Below are 23,218 nucleotides of genomic sequence, written 5' to 3'. Positions count from 1 at the left end.
AAATTGCCATCACACGATTTAATCAACGCATTCGTGTGGGCGGTATGGCGGAGTTAAGTGGCTTTGATTTGAATTTACGACAAAAACGCCGTGAGACACTTGAGATGGTTACCAAAAGCTTGTTTGATGGCGGAGATTTAAAAAACGCAACCTTTTGGACGGGTCTTCGACCCATGACACCAGACGGTACGCCCATCATTGGTCAAACTGATCTAAAAAATTTGTATCTCAATACTGGGCATGGTACCTTAGGTTGGACCATGTCTTGTGGTTCAGGCAGCCTAATCAGTGATATCATTACCCATCAGACACCCAGCATCAGCCTTGATGGCCTATCATTAACCCGTTATCAATCAGCATAAGGAAAATTATGAGTATCATCCAAAAATTTGACAGCAATGACACCTTAAGCGAAGTGGCGGTTCATGGCAGTGTGGTTTATTTGGCAGGTCAAGTACCTGACGATGATAGCCTTGACATCGCTGGGCAGTCACGCCAAGTCTTTGCTAATATCGACAAGGCATTGGCTTTGGCAGGCACCGACAAAAATCACTTGCTATCTGCTCAAGTGTTCATCAAAAATTTGGAGGATTTTGAAGGCTTTAATAACGCTTGGAAAGAATGGATGGCAGGCTCAACGCCGCCAGTACGCGCAACCATTCAAGCCAACTTGGTCAATCCAAACTGGCTTGTTGAAATTATGGTCACTGCTGCCACTCAATCATAACCCAAACAAGACCGCAGCCGATGAGCTGCGGTATTTTTTAATTGTGATACAACTGCCTAACCACTTCACCAATCGTTTTGATGCCTTGGTCAAGTGTGTGATCGTCTTGGGCAATCGACAAGCGGATACACTCTTTGGCGTGTGGATAATCCGCCGTCTGCATTCCCACAAAAAAAATGCTCACTTGGGATAATCAGCGTGCCTTGTTGCTTTAAAATCTGATACAGCGTGGTCGTAGAAATCGGTAAGCCCTCAAACCACACCCACAGAAAAATCACACCTTCAGGCTGATGGATATAAACCGGATAATCTGCAAACTCTTCTTGGAGACGTTGGATAGCAAATATTGACTGTTTTTTATAAAATGGGGAGATGAGCTCATCAGACAGGCAAATAATCTCATCATTTTCAAATAATGGTGTGGCAATCGCCGCCCCAAAGCGTACAGGTGACAAATTAACGATGGCGTTCATATTGCTCACAGCCTTAGCAATCTTTGGATGCGCAATGATGATACCCGTGCGCACGCCTAGCAGACCGATCTTTGATAGGCCAAAGCATAAGATGGTCTCATCATCCCACTCAAGGGTTGTGCTGGTGTGGATAATACTTGGAAACGGTGCACCGTAGGCATTATCAATAATTAAAGGTATGCCGTGCTTTTTGGCAAGCTGTTTTAGGTGTGTCATCTCACCGTCTGTCAGTACATTGCCCGTTGGATTGGTTGGGCGTGAACAGCAAATTGCACCAATTTTATTATTATTTAATTCTTCTAAATTTTCAAGAGCATCAAAATCCACTTTATATTTAAAAAATCCTTCACGACCTTCATGTGTAGTTTTTTCGATGATTGGGGGCAGCGACACAAAATAAGAACCCTCAACTTGTACATCAGCATAGCCGACATATTCAGGCGACAAAGGCAGTAAAATGGATTTATGACTGCCATCATAAAATTGCCTGCAAACAAATTAAATAAATAAAAGAATGCGTTTTGAGAGCCATTCGTCAGCACAATATGATCAGCGGTCAATCCCCAACCATAGTGACGATTAAAAAATTCAACAAGCACCTTGATAAATTTACTATCACCTTGCGGCGAAGCGTAATTACTCATACTTTCTATTGCCGTACCGTTGGTAGCGATTTGTTGATACGCTGCATGATATGCTGCTGATACTTCTGGAATATTCGCAGGATTGCCACCACCAAGCATATTGATCGGTGTATCGCTATTTAAGGCATTACCCAAATCATCCATCAGTTGCAAGATGGGGCTATTTTGAATAAATTTTTCGCCAAATTTTGAAAATTACATCTCAAACCTTGTTATTTATTTTTGTTTCATGTGAAACATTATTCAATATATTTGACCTTCAAGGGTGGAAAGCCATTAAATTCAACCGATGAATAAGAGTTGGTATAGGCACCTGTCGTCAGCCAGTATAATTTATCGCCAATTTCAAGATTTTGAGGCAATTTATAGGCTGCATCTTCATACATAATATCTGTACTATCGCAGGTTGGACCTGCCAAAATTACCGTGCCTTGCTCAGCTGTGGTTTCCATTTTTGGTGTATAAACAGGATACTTAATTGCCTCGCCCAACGTTTCGATCAAACCTTGAAATAAACCAACATCTGTATATACCCAGCGGGTCAAATCAGTGCGTGATTTTCGGCTAATTAGCACAACCTCCGAAACTAAAACGCCACTATCTCCCACCATGGAACGGCCTGGCTCTAAGATAATCTCAGGCATTTCATCTTCATCAAAATCTTCAGATAAATATCGATGAATCTCTTCAGCATAGACCGAGATTGGGTTCACCTCACTGATATAGTTGGTTGGAAAACCACCGCCCAAATTAATCATCTGAAGCTTAATACCCTCTTCATATTTCATCCAGTCAAACATATATTTAACTTTTGCTAACGCATCATCCCACGCTGCGACATCTTTTTGTTGGCTGCCGACATGAAATGAGATACCATAAGGCACAAGACCCAAATTTTTTGCCTGAACAAGTAAATCAACTGCCATATCAGGGTGGCAACCAAATTTGCGTGATAACGGCCATTCGGCCGTGTCAGCACCATGCACTAAAATACGGACAAATACCTTTGAGCCAGGGGCATTATTAGCGATATTAATTAGATCAGCTTTAGAATCAGTTGCGTATAAATCAATACCCTTATTATAGGCATACTTAATATGCACTGCTTTTTTGATGGTATTACCATAGGAGATACGGTCAGCTGTAACACCACAATCTAAGACACGGTCAAGTTCATAAATCGATGCACAATCAAAATTTGAGCCCAAATCAGCCAAATATTTGACCACTTCGGTGGCGGGACTTGCTTTCATGGCATAATGGATTTTTGCCTTAGGAAATAGCGTGACCATCTCTTCGTATTTGGTCTTAATTCGGCTCAAATCAACCACCAATAAAGGTGTCTCTTGACCTTCTGCCGCTTGGGTAAATTTCTGCCACTGGGCTTGGCTAAAATATTGATCAATCTTAATCACTAAGGCTTGCTCCTATCAAGTTTTTTAAAGCTGTGTTGATGTGTCTGGTTAAGTACATAATGAAACGCATCAAAAAAGCTTGCTTAAGTTTATTATAGCAAGCTTTTGGCGGTCGGGCTATGCTTTTGAGCATCGATCTCATCAATCGTCACGAGTACGCACTTCTAATAGCTCAATCTCAAAACGTAGCGGTGAGTTGGGTGGAATTTTACCAACTGCACGATCACCATACGCCAAATGTGCAGGCACGATTAATTCTCGCCTGCCGCCAACTTGCATGGGCACCACACCAACCCCCGAGTCATCAAAGCCTAGCACGCCCAAATCCCAACCTTTGATCACGCGACCTGTGCCGATCACGCACTCAAATGGACGACCACGGTGCACAGAAGCATCAAACACCGTGCCATCCATCAGATAGCCTGTGTATTCAGTGATAATCAAAGCACCTTTAACGGCAGTTTTGCCTGTGCCAACCACAATATCTGTCGCTTTTATCATAAGCTTTTACATCTTATTCAGTCACTGAAGTATTGCTTGCCAAAGTGATGCGAGTGGTGTGTTCGGTTGATACTTTTTCAACTTGTGACAACGCTTCAGCCACTTTTTGTGCGTTTAGGCTGTCTTGTGCCAGTGTGCTACTTTCGATACCTTGGGTGTCTTGGGCAATTAAATCATCAACCTTTTCAATGATTACCCGTGCACGACCTTGAGAAAGTGGTGCAATTTTAGCAAATGCACCTTTTGACAAATCTAAAGTCACGCCATATTTACCAAAGCCGCCACGGTCATTCACTCGGCAAATCACTGATTTATCATTGGCGGTGTTGGTAACTTTTAAATGCGTGCCAAATTTATGGCTATTACTGGCACAGGTCATTGCATTTTGGTTAAATCTCTCGCCACTTGCTGTCTTTTTGCCATGAAACTTATCACCATAGTAGGTGACGGTCGCCGCTTGAGCAGACAAGGCAGACAGCGCCAAAGCAGCTACAAAAATCTTTTTCATCATCTGATCCTTAGGCTTTTAGCCTTTGGTGGATTTATGTTGATTTCAGTGCAGTTTCACTAAAATCTCAAAAATAATGGCGTATCATAGCCAACACCCATGATAATTACAAGGATTTACATATTCTTTGACAAATTTTTAACAATTGATATTTAATGTTACTAAAGTATTGCTGAGTCTGTCTTGTTTTTTGATTGCCTTTAATAAAAAGCTCAATATCTAAATTGAGCTTTTTTAGCAGGTGAGTTGCTATCAAGCGGTCTAATCAGCGCAGGGGCTGATGTAAATTTAGACGAATGATTTCATTGTCATCCGCCAAATTTGCATTACGCCCTGACGAGCCTGGAAAATTATTATCATTAAACACTGTGATAGTGCGATCATCTTCAATGATAATATCTTCGATGGTAAAAAATGGAAAAGTGAATCTTTGACCCACACCCATATCGCCTGCTCGAACAGGACCGTACAAATGATCGGGATTATCAATGTTCATCAGATCAACAAGATCCGTGCGATCAACTGCTTGACCTGACCGACCAAGCGTAATGCGGATCAATTTTTTATAGCCATTCCAGTCGTTTTCGGTATCATCTCGCTCAATTACAATCCCTGATCGGTTATCAATCATCTGAAAATCACCAATCGCTGTCGCTCTTTCATCCAGCACAAACCAGTAATGGTTGCCTGTATAAGCTTTTTTCTGGACATCAAATTCAGAAATTAGCAACTGCTTAGTGCCTGTATCAGTTAATGGCTTTTCTAGCATGGGATATAAAAATTTGCCATCACTCGACAGCGCCATCCCTTCAAAGCCGCCACTGCGCTGCACGGTAGTAGGTGATGAGTAATTGGTATTCAAAGGGTTTTGAGGTGAACGCAGCTGCTGATTTTTCTGATTCGGATGCAGTAATGCGATCGGTGCATCAATCAACACGCCTTCTTTATTAAAATGCAGCAAAAAGGGTCCAAACTCTTCACCAATCCAATAACTGCCGTCAGAGGTTCGCTGAATAGATTCAGGGTCAAAGTCTGCACCTGTTAAGAGTCTGTCAGCTGAGTTTTCATTAACGATTTCAAAAGGGATGAGCTTGTTAGGATCACGAAGCTGAATAAAATCCAGCACTTTCACCTCACCACCACCCCCTTCTTTGGAGCGAAAATCAACATCAAGATGATAAATCCGCAATAAAAAATCTGCTGAATTATCCTTGGTGCCATAACCATTATCTGCCAACACAGTATAGCTGCTATCATGGTTTTTTAGGGCACCAGAAAACCCCTGAACCGGCTGAGCTTTAAAGGGTACAACGATGCCATTGGCTGTCTTGGCTGCCCTACCTGAGATTGGACCTGTGGCATAAGTTTCGACATCCAGTTTGGCAAATCCTGTCAAAGTTGCCGCAGGATTTGCCCATGCCATAGATGACAAACCCACCATGAGGGCTAAGAAAATGTGTGTTTTGGCGATATAAAATTTCATCACAACTCCATAAATAGTACTTTTGATGGCATTGTAATCAGTAATGATGACAATAAGACTTATTTTTTATGACAATTTAAAGATCATAAAGTAAGGATAAAAAAATCGCCCAACCAAGCTTGGTTGAGCGATAAGCTAACTTAATCCACCAATCATTCCCATTCAATCGTTGCAGGTGGCTTGCTTGAGACATCATACACCACACGAGAAACCTCTTTGATTTCATTCATGATGCGTGTTGAAATTTTATCAATCAGCTCATAAGGCAAATGTGCAAAACGAGCCGTCATAAAATCTACCGTCTCAACGGCACGCAGTGCAATCACCCATGCATAGCGCCTGCCATCACCAACAACGCCCACTGATTTGACAGGCTCAAATACTGCAAAAGCTTGGGCAGTTTTATCATACCAGCCAGACGCTCTAAGCTCTTGCATAAAAATATCATCTGCAAGACGCAAGATATCGGCATATTCTTTTTTAACTTCACCCAAAATACGCACGCCCAATCCAGGACCTGGAAAAGGATGGCGATAAATCATATGATGCGGGATGCCAAGTGCAACGCCAAGCTTACGCACCTCATCTTTAAATAAGTCAAGCAAAGGCTCAACCAATTCAAATGCCAAATCATCAGGCAAACCACCCACATTGTGATGTGATTTGATGACATGTGCTTTGCCTTGCTTGCTGGCTGCTGACTCGATGACATCAGGATAAATTGTGCCCTGAGCCAAGAACTTAACGCCATCAAGCTTACGCGCCTCTTCCGAGAACACTTCGATAAACTCACGGCCAATGATTTTACGCTTCGCTTCAGGATCACTCACACCTGCAAGTGCATTTAAAAAACGCGCCTCACTATCAGCACGAATCACACGAATGCCCATGTTTTCAGCAAACATTTGCATCACCTGATCGCCTTCATTTAATCGTAATAATCCATTATCCACAAACACACAAGTCAGCTGATCACCGATGGCACGATGAAGCAGTGCTGCAACCACAGAACTATCAACGCCACCTGATAGACCAAGTAATACTTTTTGATTGCCAATTTGGTTTTTGAGTTGCTCAATACGCATCTCAATGATATTTTCAGAATTCCACGCATTACCACAACCACAAATGATATGCACAAAATTAGAAATCAGCTGTTCTCCTTTTTCGGTATGTGTCACCTCAGGATGAAATTGCACACCGTACAACTGACGATCTTCATCAGAAGCAGATGCATAAGGGCAATTTGGTGTAGAAGATGTTACAGTGAAACCTGTTGGTAGGCTTGCCACCTTATCGCCATGGCTCATCCAAACTTGAGATTGATTTTTTTCATCATTGATTTTGCTAAGCAGTTTATCTTGATGCGCGATATCAATCTTGGCATAGCCAAATTCATGCACCAATCCAGCTTCTACCTTGCCACCTAATTGTTCGGACATGGTCTGAAAACCATAACAGATACCCAAAACAGGCACCCCAAGCTCAAAGACAGCCTTTGGTGCTCGAGGCGAACCTTCTTGATGAACACTTTCAGGGCCGCCAGATAAAATAACGCCCCTAGGATTAAATGCACGAATATCTTCATCAGACATATCAAACGCATGAATCTCAGAATACACACCAGCCTCACGCACACGGCGAGCAATAAGCTGGCTATATTGTGAGCCAAAATCAAGAATAAGGATGCGGTCTTGGGTAATGTTGGTCATTAAAATACCTTCGGTTAATCAAATCAATAGCAGTTAAAGTGATCGTATTTTAGCATTTTTTGAATATAAAAATAAGTAGCTAATACGCATGAGTATTTAAATTATCATACATCACACAATTTTTCGTATGGTCTGAGTCAAACACCGATACTATTTGAGTATCGGTGTTTGATTTAGGTATCAATATCGGCATTTAGTGCATTTTCTTCAATAAAGATACGACGCGGTTCAACCTCATCACCCATTAAGCAACTAAATAAATGATCAGCCTTGATCGCATCTTCAATGGTGATTTTAAGCATACGACGATTTTCAGGATCCATGGTCGTTTCCCAAAGCTGCTCTTTATTCATCTCACCTAGACCTTTATAACGCTGCACATCCACACCACGGCGAGCAGCAAGCATCAACTGTTGCCATAAATACTCAAAATCTTTAATGATGAAATCCTTGTCACCACGACGCAAAAAAGCACTGTTAGATAAAACGGTATTCCAATTGGCACTGAGTTTTAATAAACGCATATAGTCAGCAGAACCCAAAAAATTCGTATCCAATAAATACTGATGTGGCAGGCGATGAATATGAAGCGTAACACGAGGTAGCCAATGTCCATTGCCATCATCCCCGCCCAATACTTGTACCGCTTCAACTTTGGCATCAAGCTTTGGCTCTAGGTCGTTAAGCTGATTTTCAAGTGCCAAAGCCCACTCATCAACTGCCTGTTTATCGCCAATGGCAGAGACATCAAGCTTTGGTATCAAAGTAAGTGCATCTAGTAGATGCGATGGATATTTTGATTGCAAATGTGCTTTAATTACTTGGCTTTGACTGTAATCTTTTAAGAGTTTTTCAAGTGCCACGCCAGTCACAGGCGGTGTATCTTTACTCAAAAATAGCTGATGGTCATCAATGGTTGATGATAACAAATATGCATCCAAGGCTTCGGTATCTTTTAGATAAACCTCTTGCTTGCCGCGTTTGACCTTATATAACGGTGGCTGAGCAATATAAATATGACCACGCTCAATCAGCTCTGGCATTTGACGGAAAAAGAAAGTCAGGAGCAAGGTGCGAATATGGCTACCATCCACATCCGCATCGGTCATGATGACAATTTTATGGTAGCGAATTTTGTCAGGATTGTATTCGCCAGGTCCAATGCCTGTACCCAAAGCGGTAATCAGCGTCCCCACCTCAGCACTTGAGAGCATTTTATCAAATCGTGCACGCTCAACATTTAAAATTTTACCTTTCAAAGGTAAAATTGCCTGCATTTTACGATTACGACCCTGTTTGGCAGAACCACCCGCAGAGTCGCCCTCAACGATAAACAATTCAGATAAAGCGGGGTCTTTTTCTTGGCAATCAGCCAATTTGCCCGGCAAACCTGCAATATCTAAAGTACTTTTGCGGCGTGTCATTTCTCGGGCTTTGCGAGCTGCATCACGCGCCCGTGCTGCATCAATGATTTTGCTTGCAATCATCTTAGCGGCAGTCGGATTTTCAAGTAAATACTCAGATAATCGTTCATGCATGGCGGTCTCAACCACGGATTTAACTTCACTTGAAACCAGCTTGTCTTTGGTTTGTGAGCTAAATTTAGGATCAGGCACTTTAACAGAAATGATGGCGGTTAAGCCCTCACGCGCATCATCACCTGTGATTTGAACCTTTTCTTTTTTGGTGATATTTTCAGAGTCTAAATAATGATTTAGGCAGCGTGTCAACGCTGAACGAAACCCAGATAAGTGCGTCCCACCATCTTTTTGAGGAATATTATTGGTAAAACAAAGTACCTTCTCATTGTAGCTGTCCGACCATTGCAGCGCAACCTCAACACCGATGCCATCTGCACCATCTGCAGTAAAATGAAAAATATCGTTTAAGGTGTGTTTGCCGCCATTAATATAACTGACAAATTCAGACAAACCGCCTTTATGCTCAAACACCTGAGTAGTACTTGTACGCTCATCCGTTAAAACAATCCGAACCCCTGAATTTAAAAATGATAACTCACGCAAACGCTTGGCAAGAATATCGTAATCAAAGTGTTGCACGCCCTTAAAAATCTCAAAGCTTGGATAAAAACGCACCTGAGTACCTGTCTGAGTAGACGGCTCAAGCTTAGCCAGTGGCGCATCTGGCACGCCGTCAGTATAGTTTTGGGTATGAGCATAACCATCACGCCAAATCGTTAAGATCAGCTTTTTGGACAGTGCATTGACCACCGAGACGCCAACACCATGTAGGCCACCAGATACTTTGTATGAATTATCATCAAATTTACCGCCTGCATGAAGCACCGTCATAATAACCTCGGCAGCTGATACACCTTCTTCAGGGTGGATATCCACAGGAATACCACGCCCATTGTCCATCACCGAAACAGATTCATCGTCATGGACGATAATATTAATCTCATCACAGTGCCCTGCCAATGCCTCATCAATGGCATTATCCACCACCTCAAACACCATATGGTGCAAGCCTGTACCATCATCGGTATCACCGATATACATACCTGGGCGGACACGCACCGCCTCAAGCCCACGCAGAACTCGGACATTTTTAGCGGTGTATTCAATTTCTTGTGCATCGACCTGTGGATGATTGTTGGTATTATCGGTCATGAAACTTCCTTAAGTGGGGCGGTTAATTTTTAAGCAAATTACCCACAATTATTCATAAAAAAACAGGGTATATTATAGCATTTTTTTTATAAAAAGTCATTGTCACGCCTAGCTTTTGGCAGTTATTTTATCGACTTTATGAAATGTTGCACTCTTGGAATTTACCCTGTTCCACATGAAACATCTTATAAGATAAGTCTTCGGCGGTACGCTGATTTGGTGCAGAAGTCGCCATAAAGCCATCAGACTTAAGTGCTAAGATTTTTTGGTGCGTCTGTACATTAAGGCTGGTGATAATCGCTTGGCAAGGCAACGAAAATACCGTTTTGAGCAAAATTTCAATGGCATCTTCATCAAGTTCAGCATCAAGATCATCAATCAATACAACTGGCGGATGTGCTGTCTGCATAGGTATCTTATCGATGGCATGACACATCAGCTTTAGCTGAGACAGTTTTAGGGCAGTAATGAGGAGTTTTTTTTCGCCACGAGATAGGATATGCGTGGCTTGTTCGTGGATTGTTTGCCCTTGATTGTTTTGAGAATGAATTTTGACATTGATGTCTGCACGATGTGCACCTATGCGTGTATAACCTAAGCTCATGTCTTGATTAAGACGCATTTTTAGGGTTTGACTCAAGGGTTTGGTATAGTCAAAACCTGCTAGATATTGTAGGCTAAGCGATGAGTGATACTCAGGCAAAAGCTGCTTTATCATCTCATCAAAATATCTGGTCCATTGATCAAAAACTGCCAAGCGATGCTCGTGTAAAGCATGCGCATAAAATCCAAGCTGTTCATCCCAAGCAAACAGCTCAGGAAGCTTATGATGAACGCTAGGATGTTTGAGTAGAGCGTTTCTTTGTTTGAGTAGGCGTTGGTATTGTAGCCACTGATGATAAAACTTAGGCTGAATATGAAAAGTCAGCCAATCAAGCATCTGACGCCGAGAGATACTGCCTTCATCCAGCAAGCTCATACTAACAGGGTCGATGAGCAAGGTTGGCAAATGAAAGCTTAGCGTACTTTGGGTTGAAACGGTGTGTTCATTAAATCTTAAAATAGAGTCAGACTTGCCTGTCTCATCGAGCTTTTTTTGGATAGCAAGCGTACAGGACTCTTCAAATTTTGTGCGTGCCCATACGGTACAAGCACTTTGATGGTGGCGGATATATCGTTTAGGCTCATGATGACGAAAGCTTTTGCCTCGTGACAACAAAAACACCGCCTCCAACAGCGATGTTTTACCACTTCCGTTAGCTCCGACAATCAGATTACACGCTGCAAGCGTTAAATTTACCCGCTTAAGGTTGCGCAGCTCATGTATTTGCAACTGCTTAATCATAACTTACCGACGCATTGGCATGATGACATAGCGATGCAAATCATCGCCCACTTGATAAATCAGTGCAGGCGAACTTGGCTGATTTAGCTCAAGACAAACCTCTCCTTCTAAAACATTAAGTACTGCACGCAGATACGCCTCATTAAAGGTCAGCTCAATGGCATCGCCGCTATAATTCACCCCAAGCATTTCTTCAGCCTCACCAAGGTTTCTGTTGGTAACACCCACTTTACAAAAATCCGTGGTATCAAAATTCATCAGCACGCCCGGTTCTTCTTTGGTATTTAGTACCGAGATTCGGCGTAACACATCCACCGCCTCATCTTTATTAAATAAAACAATTTTATCATTATTGGCAGGAATCACACGGCGATAGTCGGGAAATTTACCCTCAATTAAGCGTGCAGACAGTTTCACTGTAATCTCATTGTCAGTGTCTTCATCTTTAAGCACCAAGCCCACTTGTAAAAACTCTGCATCAAAACCAAGCTCAACAATATTAGAATCATCAACCGTTTTGGCAAGCTCAATCAACAAGCGTTCTAATTCAGCCACTGCTTTACCAGGAATGATGACTTGATTGGGCGCATAAGTTTCATTCAGCAATCGATGTGCCACCGCCAAGCGATGTCCATCTGTTGCAACTGCAGTTAGTGTATTTTCACCAATATCGAACAGCATGCCCGTCAAATAATAACGCACATCCTGGGTCGCCATCGCAAATCGGGTATGATGAATCAAACTGCTTAGGTTGCCTTGACTGATTTTTATCACACTCAAAGGTGTCGCTGTGCCGATAGTTGGAAAATCATCTGCAGGCAAACAGCTTAATGTATACCTGCCTGTACCACTGGTAATAATGCAGTGCGTGGTATCTTCGGGGGCGTCAATCACCACCACCTCTTCTGGCAGTGATTTACACACACTAAAAAACATCTCAGCTGGCAAGGTTGTGCTACCTGCCTGAATACAGCCATCTTTGGGTAAAGCAAATCGTGTCGTCAGCTCAAGCTCCAAATCCGATGCTGTCAATGTCAAAAAACCTTCTTCAAGCACCAATTTAATATTCGCTAAAATGGCAAAACGATGGCGTTTATCTGCTGCCTTTACCACCAAATTGATGGCTTTGAGTAATAAGTTACGATTGATAGATAATTTCATAAAAGCTCACTAAATTTGTTGGTTGCTGGGGCAATACTAGACATATTCTAACATCATCTTTAAAGAATGATAATCCTTTTGAATTTTGGCATCTTGGGTACGCAGCTCTTCGATCTTTTCACACGCATGCATAACTGTGGTGTGATCACGACCACCAAAAACTTGCCCAATTTCAGGAAAACTATCACGCGTCAGTTCACGAATGAGTGCCATTGCCATTTGTCTGGGTCTGGCGATGTAGCGTGCACGCTTTTTACTCATCAAATCCTTTGGGGAAATTTCATAATATTCAGCCACCAAATCACGAATATTTTCGGCGTTCAATGCCCGAGCACGTGCTTGAACCTGATCTTTAATGGCGTCTTTGACAAGTGGTAAGCTCACCGGCTCATTACGCAAAATGGTGGCGGACAGCTGTACGCGTTTTAACGCCCCTTCTAAACCACGCACATCAGGCGGTAGATTTTGTGCCATATATAACGCACATTCTCTGGGTAGTAACAGATTGAGCATCTGCGCTTTTTTTTCTAAAATTTGGATACGCATTTCCATATCTGGCGGCTCAATCGACAACTGCAAACAGCTTGATAAACGAGAAATGTAACGCTCACCAAAACTGGTCATCTGTGAAGGGGGACGGTCTGAGGCAAGCACCACCTGCTTTTGGGTGTTGCCTGCTGAGAATGTATCAAAAAGCTTCATCAAGATTTCAGTTACTTTGGGTGCTTTTGAGCCACTGACCATATGCACATCATCAATAATCAACAAATCCGCTTGGCAAATTTCTTTTTCCATCTGTACAATGTCATTGGTACGAAATGCCTCTAGCGTGATTTTATAAAAATGATCTTTGGTAAAATAAAAAAATTGCTTACCGTATTTTTGATAGCGATGCGCCATGGCATGCATCAAATGCGTCTTGCCCAAACCTGATGAGCCGTATATAAATATAGGGCCATAGTTATGCTTACTTTCTTTTCTAGAAAGCTCATTGCAAGCATTATAAGCAGAAGCATTGGACTTACCTTTGATAAATACATCAAAGGTAAACCCAGGATCAATGGGCAACCCTTCAACGACACCCGTTTTTTTGCTGGTCTTTTTATTAGTTTTGGCTTTTTTGGTCGCAGGGTCATTTGGGATGGTACTTGCCACCATCTCAATACGAACCGACTTGATCACTCCTTTACCATGCTGATAGGCAAGATCGGTGATTTGGCTTAGATAATTGTCTTTAACATGCCTAACCCACATCATATTAGGTGCAAGCAACAAAAGCTCGGTATCGTTCACTTCAGCTTTAAGGGGTGCGATCCATTGGCGATAGTCTTTATCCGCCATAGCAAATTGTAAATCAGGTAGGCACAATTGCCACACACGCTCACCAAGATGATTGGGTGAGATGCTATCTTGCACGGGCAAATCTTCAAACAGGCTCATGACTTATCCCAATTAAAAAACGGTTCAAAGTGATTTTATACTATGCATGACTAAATCATGCTCAATCGGTGGGGTGAAATAGTACCATAATTTTATTAAATTACAAGCTTTATTTTGTGGATAACTTGATGAATAATATTGTGGATAACTCAAAATTCTAAGTTTTCCACAATTTATGCACATTTTATAAACATTGATTTCCACAAGATAACTTTATGAAAAATATAATAATATTACGGTTATCCACAAGATTTTTTTGCTTTATTATTATTATATTTAAGTTTAAGATTAAATAATAAGGCGGCTTAAATTCTGTGGATAACTTTTAACAATGGCCTTAAAAACTAGCCAAATGTCATCACTTATTAGCCAAAAAACTTTATTTTTATAAAATAAAAAATGAGCGTTTATGACAAAAAATTTAAATTTAACTTGGCAATTAATTGACAAATCAAAAAATATTTGATAGTATTATCAAGATTTTCACTTGTCTAAAGTGAGAAACATTAACTAGTTAACTGTAATTTGAGTTGTTCATCAGTTTCACTTTTGACAACTTTTGGTACCGTTAGGTGCTGACATCTTTAAAGGTGATTTATGAAGCGTACATTTCAACCAAGCGTTTTAAAGCGTAAACGCACTCATGGTTTCCGTGCTCGCATGGCAACCAAAAAAGGCCGTCAAGTTTTGGCACGTCGCCGTGCTAAAGGTCGTCATCGTTTGACTGTGTAATATCTGGTCAAATTAAAAGCACCGATCACACGGTGCTTTTTTATGCCATAAATTATGATGCTGTGACCTAATTATGTTAAAATCATACCTCTTTGTACAAAACCTGCCATTATGACATCTGTTCTGATTGACACATCTCAAAATTTAGCGACTTCTTTGCCAAAAGCTAAAAACTTCCAAAAATACCATCGCCTACTCATACCTGCCGACTTTAAGGCGGTATTTGATTCACCCGTTAAAAAGGTTCATACCCTGCATTTGTTGGCATTTATTGGACAGGGTCAGGGTTTGTCGGCACGATTGGGTTTGGCAATCACCAAAAAAAAGCTAAAAAAAGCGGTGGATCGTAATCAACTTAAACGACTGTGCCGTGAAAATTTTCGCCATCGCCAAGCTTCTTGGGTGGCGATTGATGTGGTTGTTATTGTCAAGGCAGGCTATCCTAGAGAATTTGACATCGCGACCGAAGTAACAGAATTATTTAATAAAATTAATAAATTATATTCTGATGAACTGAGTGTTTAATTTTTAAATATTTAGTTATGTTAAAAAATATTCTACTAATCTTGATTGAGATTTATCGCCGCTGGATCAGTCCGATGATGACGCCAAGATGTCGTTATTACCCAACTTGCTCAGCTTATAGCCGCCAAGCGATTATTTGGCATGGAGCTATCAAAGGACTTAGGCTCAGTATTTGGCGAATCGGCCGCTGTCACCCTTGGGGCGGCTGTGGTATTGATTTTGTTCCACTGCCTTTGGCTCGCTATCACTATCAACCAAGCCATCTTTATTTTTCTTATGGATTCAAAGACACATTAAGTTATGCAGCACGGCTAAATCATTTAATCAAAACAACTTAGCATTATGATTTGTTTGGTAAAACCTTAAAAATCACTGGCCAACCATGATTTATTGGTAACTTAAGCAAGATTTTCTAGGATTTTATGGGTATTTTTAGTACAATAAAAGATTTAAAATTTGATTTAGGCTAATAGCCTGTGTTGTTTATTGATAATGGATTTGAATCTATGCAAAAAATTCTAAGAATTTTAATCATTATAGCGATGCTAATTACAGCATATTTGCTGATTTTGGCATGGCGTGATGACTATGCAAGAAAACCTGTAGTTACGCAGCCTGTGGCAACCCAAACCACTCATGCTGATGTGCCAACAACACAGGTTGTGGGTGATATTCCAAGCTTGACAGCAGGATCGGTAGCTGATTTGGCTGATACCGATTTGATCACTGTCAGCACTGACCGTTATGAAATTAAGATCAATCCTGTTGGTGGCGATATTGTTTATGCTGCTTTAAAACAGCACAATGCCACCAAAGATAGTACTGAGCCATTTGTACTTTTAGAAACCGATTTACGCACCTATGTTGCACAATCTGGATTGATTGGACGAGATGGCATTGACACAGCTGAAGGCCGTGCGGTTTACCACAGCCCGCGTAGCAGCTATGTGCTTAATCCAAGTGCAGGGTCGCTACAAGTCCCTTTGACATATCACAAAGATGGCTTGACGATCACCAAGACCTATACCTTTAATGCAGGCAAATACCCAATTAATCTGAGTTATAATATTAATAATAATTCCAATCAACCATGGCAAGGGCAAATGTATGCTCAGCTTAAGCGTGATAGCAGTAAGGATCCTGGCCTAGAGGATAAAGGCATGCTTGGCATGTCAACTTACTTAGGTGGTGCTTGGGGTGTGCCAAGTGATCCTTATAATAAACTGAAATTTTCTAATTTTGACGATAATATCAATATTAGCAGTAAAGACGGCTGGGTGGCAATTGTCCAGCATTATTTTGTATCGGCTTGGACGCCATCAAACAGTTTTGAAGCTGACTTTTTTGCTCGTACGACAGGCAAGGATTTTTATATTGGTTATAATAGCCCCGTGATTAATGTGGCGTCAGGCAAGCAAATCACCCTTAACAGTACGCTGTATGCAGGTCCAAAAGTTCAGTCAGAAATGGCATCGGTGGCTGAAGGCTTAAATCAAACGGTGGATTATGGATTGTTATGGCCAATCTCAAAAGTGCTGTTCGCTATTTTAGATAACATTAATAAAGTGATTGGCAATTGGGGCTGGTCAATCATTGTACTGACTTTAATTATCAAAGTCGCTTTATTTTGGCTATCAAATAAAAGCTATATGTCTATGGCAAAAATGCGTGCCATCGCCCCAAAATTGCAAGCGCTCAAAGATAAGCACGGTGATGATCGCATGGCGATGAGTCAAGAGATGATGCAGTTATACCGTGATGAAAAAGTCAATCCAATGGCGGGTTGTTTGCCGATTTTGATTCAGATGCCGATTTTTTTGGGGTTGTACTGGATGCTGGTTGAGTCGGTGGAACTGCGTCATGCACCATGGATTGGTTGGATTACCGATTTATCAGCAATGGATCCTTGGTTTATTTTACCGATTTTTATGGGTATAACCATGTTTGTCCAGCAAATGCTCAATCCACAGCCTACCGACCCAATGCAAGCAAAAATGATGAAAATTTTGCCCATGATTTTTGTGGTGTTCATGCTATGGTTCCCAGCAGGTCTGGTATTGTACTGGACAGTGAATAACTTATTTAGTATGACTCATCAACATCTTGTTAATAAGCGTGTGGAACGCCAAATGAAAGCAAAGCAAGCTTAATGCAATCCTCAAAAATCCCACAAATACTCAATTTGTGGGATTTTTTTATGGCTGGATTGATACGCCTTTGGCTTGATATGTTTGTCAGTCAATAACCAATGCTAGCAATTTTTTATGTAATAATGATAGAATAAAAGGTTAACTTAGCAGAAAACCTTATCAATTTATGACAACCAGTATCCAACAATTACCGACCATTGCCGCCATCGCCAGCCCCATCGGTCAAGGCGGTGTCGGTATCATCCGATTATCAGGTAAAGACGCTTATCGCATCGGTTGCCTAATGACGAGGCGGTCAAATTTAATACCCAGAATGGCATATTTTGGTGGTTTTTATGGTCAAGAGGGTGTGATTGATGAGGGTGTGATAATTTATTTTAAGGCGCCACATTCATTCACTGGAGAAGATGTGGTGGAGCTACAAGGTCATGGCGGCATGGTACTACAAAACATGCTGTTGGCTCGGGTGTTTGAGCTTGGTGCACGCCAAGCAGCAGCAGGGGAATTTAGCTACCGAGCTTTTGAAAATGATAAAATTGACTTGGTGCAGGCTGAGGCCATCAGTGATGCCATTTCAGCCACTTCTGTCGCTCAGGCTACCAGCGCTATTCGTTCTTTGACTGGTGAATTTTCCCAAAAAATCAATGAGTTATTAGATAAGCTTGTTCATCTTCGCTTGTATGTGGAAGCTTCGATCGATTTTCCTGAGGAAGAAGATGTTGATTTTTTGTCTGATGGTATCATTGAAAATAAATTAACTGAGATTTTGTCAGGTATTGATCGTATCTTAGCGACAGCAAAACAAGGTCAGCTGTTGCGTGATGGCGTGCATGTGGTGCTGGCAGGTAAGCCCAATGCGGGTAAATCCAGTCTGCTTAATCGCCTATCGGGTACTGAGCGTGCCATTGTAACAGAGATTGCAGGCACCACGCGTGACACTTTGGAAGAAACTTTGATTTTAAATGGGTTGACTGTACATTTAACTGATACAGCAGGTCTTAGAAAAACTGATGATCATGTCGAAAAAATTGGTATCAAGCGAGCATTTGATGCGATCCGTCAAGCAGATGTGTTGATGATGGTTTATGATGTTACAACAGAAACTGATCCGTTAGCATTAGCCGATCAGCTGTTTTGTGAGGGTGTGACTGAGGATGTTGGTGATATTATTCGCCAAAAATTGATTTTGGTTGCAAACAAAAGTGATTTATTGATCTCAAAACCAGTTTTACAGGTTTCATGTGAAACCAAATCAGCACCCAAACTTGTTTATGTTTCATGTGAAACAGGTGAAGGGCTTGATGAATTGATTGAAATATTAACCCAAAAGGTGGGTTTTCATCCTCCTGAAAATAGTTTGATTGCACGCACTCGCCATCTTGATGCCTTAAATCGTGCCAAAGGGTACGCCATCGAAGCGTACGAGCAGCTTACCATTTATCATGCTGGTGAATTGGTAGCAGAAAGTCTAAGACAGTCTCAGCAAGCATTGGGCGAGATTACAGGTCAGATGAGTGCAGATGAGCTGCTGGGTAAGATTTTTTCAAGTTTTTGTATTGGTAAATAGCACTTTATTACCAAAAAAATCTTAACAATTTCATTGGTTAATATTTTTATAAAAAATTAAATTTAATTATTTTTAATTAATAATAAAAAATTTAGGAGTGGTGATGCATTGCCCATTTTGCAATAAAGCAGATACCAAGGTGACCGATTCTAGGTTGGCTGCCGAAGGTGCACAAGTACGCCGACGCCGACAATGTTTAGCGTGCGGAGAGCGGTTTACAACTTTTGAAATTTGTGAAATTTTGATGCCACGAATCATCAAAACCAATAGCCGTATTGAGCCTTATGATCAATCAAAACTCAGACGCTCAATTTCACTACCTCTACAAAAGCGTCCCATCAGTGTTGATGAAATCGAAGCATGTATCAGCCGCATAGAGCATGAACTTAGAAAAACAGGTGAGCGAGAAGTATCAAGTAAGATTTTAGGCGAAATTGTGATGAATGAATTAAAGATACTTGATGATGTTGCTTATGTACGCTTTGCCAGTGTTTACCGTGATTTTCAGGACATTGGCCAGTTTCAAGCTGAGCTTGACAAGATCAATTTACCCAAGCGTGGTGAATCTTCATGAATGACAAACGATTGATACAGCAAGATATTTATTATATGCAGCTTGCCATTGCGGCGGCAAAAAAGGGCATTTATACCACAAGACCCAACCCTGCTGTTGGCTGTGTATTGGTCAAAGATAGTCTGGTCATCGGTCAGGGTTATCATCCTAAGGCTGGGCAGCCACATGCTGAGATTTTTGCCTTGGCTGATGCCAAAGCACAGGGTTTTGATACCAAAGGTGTAACCGCTTATGTGACACTTGAGCCATGTAGCCATACGGGCCGTACACCGCCTTGTGCTGATGCGCTCATTGCTGCAGATCTTAAGCGAGTTGTTATTGCAAGCTTAGACCCTAATCCCAAAGTTGCTGGTAATGGTATCAAAAAACTTCAAAATGCAGGAATTGAGGTCTTGGTGGGGGTGTGCGATCAGCAGGCAGCTGCGTTAAATTTGGGTTTTTTGAAGGCGATGAGAATGGGCTTGCCTTATGTTAGGTTAAAAACTGCCAGCAGTTTGGATGGGCGTACAGCGACGGCATCGGGCGAATCCAAATGGATCACAGGTATAGAGGCACGAGAAGATGTGCAGCGACTGCGTGCCCAAAGTGCTGCGATTATCACAGGGTCAGGCACTATCATAGCGGATAATCCTGCGTTGACAGTGCGTAGCAAACAGCTTGGTGTGGATCTACATATGCTGCCTAAGCCCAAGGTAGTCATTGTCGATCGTAGAAATAGATTATCAGATTCAGATAATTACCAAGTGTTAAATCGTGATGACACCTTGATTTGGCGTAATGATTTAATGAGTCTGCTAAAAACTTTGGTATCACAATATGCCTGCTATGATGTATTGATAGAAGCAGGCAGCGAGCTGTCTGGCGCCTTTATTACAGAAGGCTTGGTTGATGAGCTGATTGTATATCAAGCACCGTGTATTTTGGGTCAAGATGCCCGTCCGATGTTTGCATGTCAGCTTGATCAATTGGTGCAGCAGTATCGATTTGGGCTACATTCTGCTGATATCATCGGCAATGATATTCGGCTAATTTATCACAGTTTAACTTAATTTATTTTAGCAAATTTCTTAATTAAATTTGCTTAGCCACAGCCTAGTTTAATGATTATTTTATGATTTTTTATTAAGAAAATTGATGTTATAAGCCTGTGGATAAATAAGATGGTTAATCACTAACTATAATCCAAATTTTTATTAACTATTTGATTTTTAAAAGTATTAATATCTAATCTAATGATGAATATTAGTCTGTGGAAAACTTAATAGTGTGATTGTACTTTTGTTTTTAATGTCATTATAAAAAAGTTTTCCATAATTTGATGAGAAAATATTATGTTTACAGGAATTATTGAAACCACAGGCAGACTCAAATCCATCAATCAGATTGGCGGCGATGTTCAGTTGGTAATCCATGCGCCAGACATGGATTTTAATGATGTGCATCTTGGTGATTCGATTGCATCAAATGGCATTTGTCTGACCGTGGTGGATATTGGTGATAAAACTTATGCGGTGGATGTATCACGTGAAACACTGAGCAAGACGGCTTTAAAGAATTGGCGTACTGGCGATACAGTCAATCTTGAAAAAGCCATGCGACCAACTACGCGTTTTGGGGGGCATATTGTCGCAGGACATGTGGATGGTGTGGGCGTGATTCGTCATATCTCAAAAGACGCCCGTTCGATTTATATTGAAATTGAAATTCCAAGTGAGCTTATGCGTTACGCTGCCGATAAAGGGTCGATCACTGTTGATGGCATTAGTCTGACAACCAATGCCATTAAGCCTGAACAAAACATTGTATGCCTTAATATCATCCCACATACGGCCAAATGTACTAATATCGATCGGCATTGGTCGGTGGGTGGGCTTGTCAATATTGAGGTAGATTTGATTTCTCGATATCTTGAAAGATTGTTATTTGCTTCAAATCAAGTACAAAAGCCTACCAGTAGCATTTCTGAAGAGTTGCTCAATCAGGCAGGATTTTACCTTTAATAATTAAATTTTTATTAATTAAAAATATTTATATTATTTAATATTATTAATATCATAATTTTATTAATATAAAATATTAATTATAGATAATAGACTTAAATTAATTAATAAATATTAAGAAATGAATTTTATGAACCACCTTACTCAATCAAAAATGCGTATCATATTTGCAGGGACGCCCGAATTTGCTGCAGTCAGCCTAAAGCATCTTATTGATCTGCAAGATGTTTTAAACATACAAATTGTCGCAGTTTATACGCAGCCAGATCGTAAATCTGGGCGGGGTCAAAAATTAACCGCTTCAGCCATTAAGCAAGTGGCACAGGTGTACAATATACCTGTTGAGCAGCCGATAAGTTTTAGCCTAAAGTACCAACCTGAGCAGGGTGTCAGTGGTGCTGTTTCACGTGAAACTTTGGCGAATTATCAGCCTGATATAATGATTGTCGCAGCCTATGGACTGATTTTACCCTTGGGCGTCTTAAAAATACCAAAATTTGGGTGCTTAAATATTCATGCATCACTATTACCAAGATGGCGTGGTGCCGCACCCATTCAGCGTGCCATTATGGCAGGCGATCAAGAAACTGGCATTACAATTATGCAAATGGCAACAGGCTTGGATACGGGCGACATGCTATATCGGGTATCATGTCCTATTTTGGATACTGATACCACGCAGACGCTACATGATAAGCTGGCAGTGATTGGGGCTCATGCGATCACCACGGTGCTACAAAATTTATTGCATTTTCAATCATTGGCCAAGGTTCAAGATGATAGCTTGGCAAATTATGCCGAAAAAATCCATACTCAAGAAGGGTTGATAGATTGGAATCAAGATGCTTTGACAATCCAGCGTCAAATCCGTGCATTGAATGCCCACACTTATCATAAATCGGAGCGTATCAAGGTTTTAAGTGCATTGCCGATCAAATTCGATCAAACCACATCAATTCCAGCTGGTCAGATCGTTAGTGTGGGTAAAAATGCCATTTTGGTCTCATGTGGGGCTGATACAAATGGTATACAGCACTTGATTAATATTACAAGTATACAATGGCCAGGCGGTAAGCCACTGACTGCTGAACAGATTTGCCAAACCAATAAACTTTGTGATAGTGACTATTTTGAGATAAAAACTCATGAAAAATAATATAAAAAAACTACACAATCATCAGCTTTCATCTCGTGCAAAAGTTATCTTAGTTATTGAAGAAATTTTAAATGGTAAATCGCTGTCAGAGCTACTTGATCCTTTATTAAAATCAACGGAGATGAGTAGCCGAGGGTTTGTACATGAACTACTGCTGGGTACTTTGCGGCAGTGGTGGGCATTATCTCGAATTTCTGAGAGCTTGATTGAAAATCCTGTGACAGATCAAGGGGTGCAGGCCGCTATTAATATCGGCTTGTATCAACTTATCTATATGAATATACCAGAGTATGCTGCGATTAATGACACGGTGGAAGCCTTAAAACAGCTTGGTAAAGAATATGGCACAGGGCTTGTGAATGCAATTCTTCGAAAAACTCAAAAGTCAAAAACAAAATTTACCAAGAAAGTCAATAAAAACCACAGCTTACCAAATTGGCTGGCTAAGCAGCTCAAACAAGATTGGGGTGAG

The 23,218-nt window shown here is 41.0% G+C and carries 23 protein-coding genes; 12 read left to right on the top strand and 11 right to left on the bottom strand.

Annotation, left to right across the window (positions count from 1 at the left end):
• Positions 1–362 (top strand): FAD-dependent oxidoreductase (locus tag HMPREF2573_RS00735; RefSeq protein WP_148129124.1); only part of this gene is annotated, 362 nt, incomplete at its 5' end.
• Positions 363–370: 8 nt separating this feature from the next.
• A complete protein-coding gene (locus HMPREF2573_RS00730) occupies positions 371–727 on the top strand; it encodes a RidA family protein (protein WP_003666720.1) in 357 nt (118 codons plus the stop codon).
• A gap of 89 nt (positions 728–816) precedes the next feature.
• Here the strand turns inward: HMPREF2573_RS00730 and HMPREF2573_RS09795 are convergent, their stop codons facing one another.
• The 11 genes from HMPREF2573_RS09795 to dnaA form a co-directional block, all read right to left on the bottom strand.
• Positions 817–1,593 (bottom strand): aminotransferase class I/II-fold pyridoxal phosphate-dependent enzyme, encoded by a 777-nt coding sequence (locus tag HMPREF2573_RS09795; RefSeq protein WP_306770672.1) that lies wholly within the window; start codon positions 1,591–1,593, stop codon positions 817–819.
• On the bottom strand, positions 1,500–1,988 hold the full coding sequence (locus HMPREF2573_RS09790) for a hypothetical protein (RefSeq protein WP_241761940.1): 489 nt from the start codon (positions 1,986–1,988) through the stop codon (positions 1,500–1,502). Before HMPREF2573_RS09790 ends, HMPREF2573_RS09795 begins: the two co-directional genes overlap by 94 nt.
• A 95-nt stretch (positions 1,989–2,083) precedes the next feature.
• Positions 2,084–3,259: a type III PLP-dependent enzyme gene (locus tag HMPREF2573_RS00720; RefSeq protein ID WP_070472204.1), complete on the bottom strand. Its 1,176-nt coding sequence runs from the start codon at positions 3,257–3,259 to the stop codon at positions 2,084–2,086.
• A 141-nt stretch (positions 3,260–3,400) separates the two neighbouring features.
• Entirely contained in the window at positions 3,401–3,760 is a 360-nt protein-coding gene (locus HMPREF2573_RS00715) for an FKBP-type peptidyl-prolyl cis-trans isomerase (RefSeq protein WP_003662217.1), read from the bottom strand.
• A 13-nt stretch (positions 3,761–3,773) separates the two neighbouring features.
• Complete coding sequence (locus tag HMPREF2573_RS00710; protein WP_070472203.1) at positions 3,774–4,268, bottom strand: septal ring lytic transglycosylase RlpA family protein; 495 nt, start codon at positions 4,266–4,268, stop codon at positions 3,774–3,776.
• Positions 4,269–4,533: 265 nt separating this feature from the next.
• A complete protein-coding gene (locus tag HMPREF2573_RS00705; protein WP_003666723.1) occupies positions 4,534–5,751 on the bottom strand; it encodes an esterase-like activity of phytase family protein in 1,218 nt (405 codons plus the stop codon).
• Between the two features lie 152 nt (positions 5,752–5,903).
• Positions 5,904–7,463, bottom strand: a complete 1,560-nt coding sequence (gene guaA / locus HMPREF2573_RS00700) for a glutamine-hydrolyzing GMP synthase (RefSeq protein ID WP_070472200.1) — start codon at positions 7,461–7,463, stop codon at positions 5,904–5,906.
• A gap of 173 nt (positions 7,464–7,636) precedes the next feature.
• The gene (gene gyrB, locus HMPREF2573_RS00695) at positions 7,637–10,096 is read right to left on the bottom strand and encodes a DNA topoisomerase (ATP-hydrolyzing) subunit B (protein ID WP_003664131.1); all 2,460 of its coding nucleotides are present in this window, start codon (positions 10,094–10,096) and stop codon (positions 7,637–7,639) included.
• Between the two features lie 136 nt (positions 10,097–10,232).
• The gene (locus HMPREF2573_RS00690; protein WP_070472198.1) at positions 10,233–11,441 is read right to left on the bottom strand and encodes a DNA replication/repair protein RecF; all 1,209 of its coding nucleotides are present in this window, start codon (positions 11,439–11,441) and stop codon (positions 10,233–10,235) included.
• A 3-nt stretch (positions 11,442–11,444) separates the two neighbouring features.
• A complete protein-coding gene (dnaN, locus tag HMPREF2573_RS00685) occupies positions 11,445–12,602 on the bottom strand; it encodes a DNA polymerase III subunit beta (RefSeq protein WP_049167146.1) in 1,158 nt (385 codons plus the stop codon).
• A 36-nt stretch (positions 12,603–12,638) separates the two neighbouring features.
• Complete coding sequence (gene dnaA / locus HMPREF2573_RS00680) at positions 12,639–14,042, bottom strand: chromosomal replication initiator protein DnaA (RefSeq protein WP_003662231.1); 1,404 nt, start codon at positions 14,040–14,042, stop codon at positions 12,639–12,641.
• Positions 14,043–14,639: 597 nt separating this feature from the next.
• Here dnaA and rpmH point away from each other — a divergent pair.
• From rpmH to HMPREF2573_RS00630, 10 genes are all read left to right on the top strand, one after another.
• The gene (gene rpmH / locus HMPREF2573_RS00675; RefSeq protein ID WP_003662232.1) at positions 14,640–14,774 is read left to right on the top strand and encodes a 50S ribosomal protein L34; all 135 of its coding nucleotides are present in this window, start codon (positions 14,640–14,642) and stop codon (positions 14,772–14,774) included.
• 111 nt (positions 14,775–14,885) lie between these two features.
• Positions 14,886–15,299, top strand: coding sequence for a ribonuclease P protein component (gene rnpA, locus HMPREF2573_RS00670; protein WP_003667384.1), 414 nt, complete (start codon positions 14,886–14,888; stop codon positions 15,297–15,299).
• Positions 15,300–15,316: 17 nt separating this feature from the next.
• Positions 15,317–15,637 carry a membrane protein insertion efficiency factor YidD gene (gene yidD, locus HMPREF2573_RS00665; protein ID WP_003662236.1) on the top strand — a complete coding sequence of 107 codons (321 nt, stop codon included), beginning with the start codon at positions 15,317–15,319 and terminating at the stop codon, positions 15,635–15,637.
• 168 nt (positions 15,638–15,805) lie between these two features.
• Positions 15,806–17,449 carry a membrane protein insertase YidC gene (yidC, locus tag HMPREF2573_RS00660; protein WP_003670813.1) on the top strand — a complete coding sequence of 548 codons (1,644 nt, stop codon included), beginning with the start codon at positions 15,806–15,808 and terminating at the stop codon, positions 17,447–17,449.
• 166 nt (positions 17,450–17,615) lie between these two features.
• Positions 17,616–19,016, top strand: a complete 1,401-nt coding sequence (mnmE, locus tag HMPREF2573_RS00655; protein WP_003670814.1) for a tRNA uridine-5-carboxymethylaminomethyl(34) synthesis GTPase MnmE — start codon at positions 17,616–17,618, stop codon at positions 19,014–19,016.
• Positions 19,017–19,119: 103 nt separating this feature from the next.
• Positions 19,120–19,590 (top strand): transcriptional regulator NrdR, encoded by a 471-nt coding sequence (gene nrdR / locus HMPREF2573_RS00650; RefSeq protein ID WP_003664117.1) that lies wholly within the window; start codon positions 19,120–19,122, stop codon positions 19,588–19,590.
• The gene (gene ribD, locus HMPREF2573_RS00645) at positions 19,587–20,639 is read left to right on the top strand and encodes a bifunctional diaminohydroxyphosphoribosylaminopyrimidine deaminase/5-amino-6-(5-phosphoribosylamino)uracil reductase RibD (RefSeq protein ID WP_070472195.1); all 1,053 of its coding nucleotides are present in this window, start codon (positions 19,587–19,589) and stop codon (positions 20,637–20,639) included. The genes nrdR and ribD overlap by 4 nt, the downstream gene beginning before the upstream one ends.
• Before the next feature lie 282 nt (positions 20,640–20,921).
• Complete coding sequence (locus HMPREF2573_RS00640) at positions 20,922–21,590, top strand: riboflavin synthase (RefSeq protein WP_003666743.1); 669 nt, start codon at positions 20,922–20,924, stop codon at positions 21,588–21,590.
• Positions 21,591–21,720: 130 nt separating this feature from the next.
• Entirely contained in the window at positions 21,721–22,746 is a 1,026-nt protein-coding gene (fmt, locus tag HMPREF2573_RS00635; protein WP_003662249.1) for a methionyl-tRNA formyltransferase, read from the top strand.
• On the top strand, positions 22,736–23,218 hold a 483-nt coding region (locus tag HMPREF2573_RS00630), incomplete at its 3' end, for a transcription antitermination factor NusB (protein ID WP_304439938.1). The genes fmt and HMPREF2573_RS00630, both read left to right, overlap by 11 nt.

Source organism: Moraxella sp. HMSC061H09, assembly GCF_001809255.1.
Classification (GTDB): domain Bacteria; phylum Pseudomonadota; class Gammaproteobacteria; order Pseudomonadales; family Moraxellaceae; genus Moraxella; species Moraxella catarrhalis.
Note: the sequence above shows the minus strand (reverse complement) of the source record. Positions and strands in the feature narration are given on the sequence as shown.